The 4642-nt window shown below is 51.0% G+C and carries 5 protein-coding genes; 2 read left to right on the top strand and 3 right to left on the bottom strand.

Going from position 1 to position 4642, the window contains the following annotated elements; translation table 11 throughout:
- Window positions 1-390: 390 nt before the first annotated feature.
- On the top strand, window positions 391-1659 hold the full coding sequence (locus VMT71_18290; GenBank protein HVN25923.1) for an IS256 family transposase: 1269 nt from the start codon (window positions 391-393) through the stop codon (window positions 1657-1659).
- A gap of 322 nt (window positions 1660-1981) precedes the next feature.
- Window positions 1982-2506 carry a hypothetical protein gene (locus tag VMT71_18285; protein ID HVN25922.1) on the top strand — a complete coding sequence of 175 codons (525 nt, stop codon included), beginning with the start codon at window positions 1982-1984 and terminating at the stop codon, window positions 2504-2506.
- A gap of 570 nt (window positions 2507-3076) precedes the next feature.
- On the opposite strand, the gene VMT71_18280 is transcribed toward VMT71_18285, so the two are convergent.
- The 3 genes from VMT71_18280 to VMT71_18270 form a co-directional block, all read right to left on the bottom strand.
- A complete protein-coding gene (locus VMT71_18280) occupies window positions 3077-3589 on the bottom strand; it encodes a GNAT family N-acetyltransferase (protein HVN25921.1) in 513 nt (170 codons plus the stop codon).
- Window positions 3590-3593: 4 nt separating this feature from the next.
- A complete protein-coding gene (locus tag VMT71_18275; protein ID HVN25920.1) occupies window positions 3594-4037 on the bottom strand; it encodes a GNAT family N-acetyltransferase in 444 nt (147 codons plus the stop codon).
- Between the two features lie 5 nt (window positions 4038-4042).
- On the bottom strand, window positions 4043-4642 hold a 600-nt coding region (locus VMT71_18270; GenBank protein HVN25919.1), incomplete at its 5' end, for a hypothetical protein.

Below are 4642 nucleotides of genomic sequence, written 5' to 3'. Positions count from 1 at the left end.
CAGCTCCTTGCCATCGGCCAAACCATTGCCGGAACTAAGCACCGCGAGTGAGCAGTTGCGGAATAACCTGTACAGGCCGCCCTGACTGGTGTCGAGCAGCCGGTTTACCTCGACCTTTGACAAAACATTCAGGCGGCCTTCCGGTGAGATTCGTGTATCGATCGTGTCGTATTTCATTTTAGGCGCACTACTATTATCGGGCAGCATTGGTTAGCCCTAAAGTCCTTACAGTACTGGACAAGTTCACGGCACTTAACAAACGATCAGAAAATGTCTGAAAGGAAGAGGACGTGCTACGGTGATGGCGTATACTCCCTGTAAAAAAGTGAGCGGCCTGAATTATGATACGATGTGTCGGGCAGACAACATCAATCACAAAGGAGGCCACTCGTGCAGAGGATACCAGCAAGCAGGAAAATACGCAAGGAATTAGGAGAGCTGTTGCAGGGCGTTCGTAACGGCGGATCGATTGTCAGTGACATCGTGAAGAAGAGCGCAGCCCTGGTGCTGCAGGAGCTTATGGAACAGGAAGTGACCGAGTTTCTCGGAAGAGACCATTATCAGCGCAGTGGTGACAAGAGACAAGGATACCGCAACGGCTATGAGCCGCTGCGCATCAAAACCGCAGAAGGAAAGATTGAGGTCCACCATCCCCAGGTGAGAGATACAGACTCCCCGTTCCACTCGAAGCTTGCCGCCTTCTTCAAGGGGAACTCCGAGATTCTCGAGAAGCTGGCCGTCGAGATGTATGCTCGGGGCTTATCAACAAGAGATATAGAGGATGCCCTCACCGAAGCCACGGGCGATGCCCTGTTGAGCAGAACGGCCGTCAGCAACGTCACCGAGATCCTCTACCAGGAATTCGAAGAATTTCAGAATCGGGATCTCTCCCCGTATGACGTGGAGTATCTCTTTCTCGATGCGCTCTACGAAAGTTTGCGAGCCCGCTACCACGTGAAGGAAGCCGTCCTCTGCGCGTGGGCGATTACGAGGACTGGCGAGAAGGTGTTGCTCCATCTCGCCTCCGGGAACAAAGAGAGCTACGACAACTGGCTCGACTTCTTGCGGGATATGGTGACAAGGGGTCTTCGCATTCCCACGGCGGTGACCACGGACGGAGCGCCAGGACTGATCAAAGCGGTGGAGGTCGTCTTTCCAGCGAGCCTCCGTATCCGCTGCTGGTTCCACCGGATGCAGAACCTCCAGGCGAAAGTGCCCGACGAAGCCTGGCCGGAGATCAAAGCCGAGCTCATCGCGATCCGGGACGCTTCAGGCTATGAGCAGGGAAAGCAGCTGGCGCAGGAGTTCATCCGGAAACGTCGGTATGAGTTCTCTTCCCTGATCAAAGCCTTTGAAGATGATCTCGATGCTTCTCTTGCCCATCTCAAATTACCCTTCACCCATCGCAAGACCGCAAGGACTACCAACCTGATCGAGCGAGGTTTTGAAGAAGAAAGACGCAGGACAAAAATCATTCCTTCACTCTTGACCGAAAAGTCCGCGCTCAAGCTTGTCTTCTCCGTCCTCATTCGATCATCGGCAAAATGGCGAGGGGTGAAATTCACGGGCAGAGAGATCGCTGTCTTGGACCGCTTACGGAGAGAACTGGGAATCAAAGAAGAGCTTGACAACAGAGAGATGCTCAGAGAGGTGGGTTAGGTGTCTGGCCGACTTGCTTTTACAGGGAAGAAAAGACTTGACCCGCCTATTCCACTGTCTTATCTCTTTTTCTTATACTTTTTTAAATACGTTTACAAGTTTAAAAGACGCGATGAAGAGGGTGTCAGCGAGTGGTAAGAGGAATCGATATTAGGCCCGCAGTCGTCGGTGAATGCCGGTTGTACTATGGCATGTCGGGTCCAAGTACCAAAAATGCAATTTTAAGAAGAATGTGAAGCCTTCGTAGAAACCGACATAATGTGAAAACCTCAGAGCATATTGTTCCAGTGGGTCTTTTCACCAGGAAGTCCTTTGCACAGAATTGCGCAGAATTTTGCTTGACAAATTTATGATCACGGGCAAAGATGTGATCAATAAATGGGTCGTTAATCCTATTAAATGGGACGAGACCGATGCCTGCTCGCAAGAGCCGAAGCTGAAGGACGGTTTTTTCAAAACCGGTGATCTGGCGAGGGTCGACGATTCTGGAATAATCACTCTGACGGGAAGGATAAAAGAGACGATCCTTAGAGGCGGCGAGACCATCAGCGCTGTTGGTATTGAGCAGTTGATCAGTTCGCATCCGTCTGTGGCAGACGTCGCGGTGATCGGCATGCCCGATCCTGATCTTGGTGAGCGTGTGTGCGCGTATGTGGTCGTCAAATGGCATACGCAGCTTTCTTTTGACGATATAATCGCTTTCCTGAAGCAGGCAGGCGCGTCGGTGATGCAGCTCCCTGAGAGGATCGAGTTCGTTTCCGCTATTCCCCTTACGAAAATTGGTAAAGCGGATAAGAATATGCTCAAAAAGGATATCATCAAGAAACTTCCGGGGAGGAGCTTGTGATAAAGTAGTCTGATTCTTTTATGATAAAAGGCGTACACTCAGTTACCGTTTGCAATGGAGCACGAAGACAGAAAAGGGAAATTCAACTTTACAAGAAGGAAGGCTTGGAAGCTTGCTACGACTCTACACCTTGTAAAGGTCGGCGGGAATTTTAAGCTGGATATTGCGTAGACGCTTAGCTTCTGATGTGGCGCCTTGCACTCATGCCAAACTTCCTATTATACCGAGTTGCATTCAAAAATAGAGCGAGGTGCTCAAGCCGTGGCGAACGGAGGCGTACTTAGAGTGCGTCGGATACAAGCATATCATTTGAGATAACTCCTCGTCACCCGTGGACAAGCTCCCAGTACCGCTCTCTGTCTTTTGCGCCTCTGTTCAGTGCATCGAGCGCATATATTCTTACTCAAAGCGTTCTTCGTCTTTTGGAATCTATCGATTTTGATTTCATTACCGCACGCAATATTGTACCGCGAAGGAAAAACGCACAATCACCATTGCAGAAAGGAAGCCGCGAAGTCGGCCGCATCTCTTTCACTCAACAACGAGAGATAAGGTAATTCAGGCTCACGTTTATAAAACGCGTCTATCTCGATTTGGGGCAACGTCCAAGATTTTGGAAAATAACACGCGGTCTTCGTCCTTCCCATCGTACGCTTCGAAAACCGGGATACCGTCGACGATCTTTTCGCTATCTGTGGCGGAAAAGCCCATGGCACGATGGAATAGGATAGAGTCCTGATTGACCGGAGATGTAACGCATCTAACTGTCCGGCAACCGACGTTCTCGACGACAGCGAAGAATTTCTCATACAGCCTTCGTGCCAATCCGGCTTTTCTGAAGTCTGGGTGCACGCCAACGAAATGAATGTATGCTTCATCCAGGAAAGTCTGTGAGACGAATCCGATGAGAAACCCCACAACTGTACCGTCGTGCTCGACCACAAAACTGGTCGGCCGAAAGTGCACGAAGAAAAGTTTCGGCAGCATGCCGGCCATTCGTCGCCCGCCCCACCACTGATCGATGACTGCGATGACCAATCGATAGTCGTGCGGCTCCGCATGGCGAATAAGTAGTTTCTCCATTGGATCACCTCTCCTTGCTCGCTCCCATGACAGTATAGCGTTTGTTGAAACCGTATTTCTCATAGAAGCCGAGAACCTTTTCGTTGCCTTCGGCTACATAGATAGCTATTTCAGAACAGTTATGCGCACGAAGCCACTCTACGGCACGTGTGATCAACTGATGACCTATTTTTTTTCCACGGTGGCTTGCCTTTACGTAGATGGAGTCGATCTCGCCTTTGCTCTTCTCAGTCGTAGCGATACAATAGCCGACATATTCGCCCGTATCTGAACTGACAAACAGCGACAAGTCCTCCTTATGCAGCAACTGTCTGATCCTGTGCTCGAAGGTCAGTGTGTCAAAATACTCTTTAAAGTTCGACGCGCTTTGGGCGTGATGGGCATTTAATTCTTTCCACAGACCTTCTATCTCCGTCAGTCGGCTTCGGTCGAGCTCGATAATCTCCATCTTCACTAAGCCCTCACCTTTTCAGACTTTCGCCGTTCCTCGGCCCTCAATTCGCGCCGCAACAGCTTTCCTACCTTTGACTTCGGGAGCATGTCCCTGAACTCCACGTACTGAGGTATCTTGTAGGGAGCGAGCCTTTCCCGGCAGAAAGCAGTGAGTTCCTGTGAGCCGACACCCCGCGCATCCTCCTTCAGAACCACGATCGCCTTGATCCTCTCACCCACTTTCGGATCAGGTACACCGACAACGCAGGCTCCGATAACCGCGGGATGGTCCTGCAACACGGCCTCTATCTCAGAGGCGGAGACTCTGTAGCCCTTATGTTTAATGACATCCGCTGTCCTGTCCACATAATGGAGCTCCCCGTCCTCATCCATCCTGACATAGTCGCCTACCCGATACCACGTGTTGCCGTCGATCTCCACGAAAGAGCGGGCAGTCTCCTCCGGATTGTTGTGGTAGGGTCGCAAAAATGGCGAAGAGACGATCAGCTCTCCCACCTCGCCCTTCGGGACCTCTTCCAGCGTGTCACTGTTCACGACCCTGATTTTCCTCGAAGGGAAAGGTTTGCCAAGGCTTGTAGCCGTTATCTCCTTCGACGTCGT

The sequence above is a fragment of the Syntrophorhabdales bacterium genome (genome assembly GCA_035541455.1).
GTDB lineage: Bacteria > Desulfobacterota > Syntrophorhabdia > Syntrophorhabdales > WCHB1-27 > JADGQN01.
This window is presented reverse-complemented; position numbering and strand designations above follow the sequence as displayed.

Bases quoted from the DNA above. Each gene is read 5' to 3' on its own strand.
- VMT71_18280 (HVN25921.1), bottom strand. From the start codon at position 3,589: ATGGAGAAACTACTTATTCGCCATGCGGAGCCGCACGACTATCGATTG.
- VMT71_18275 (HVN25920.1), bottom strand. From the start codon at position 4,037: ATGGAGATTATCGAGCTCGACCGAAGCCGACTGACGGAGATAGAAGGT.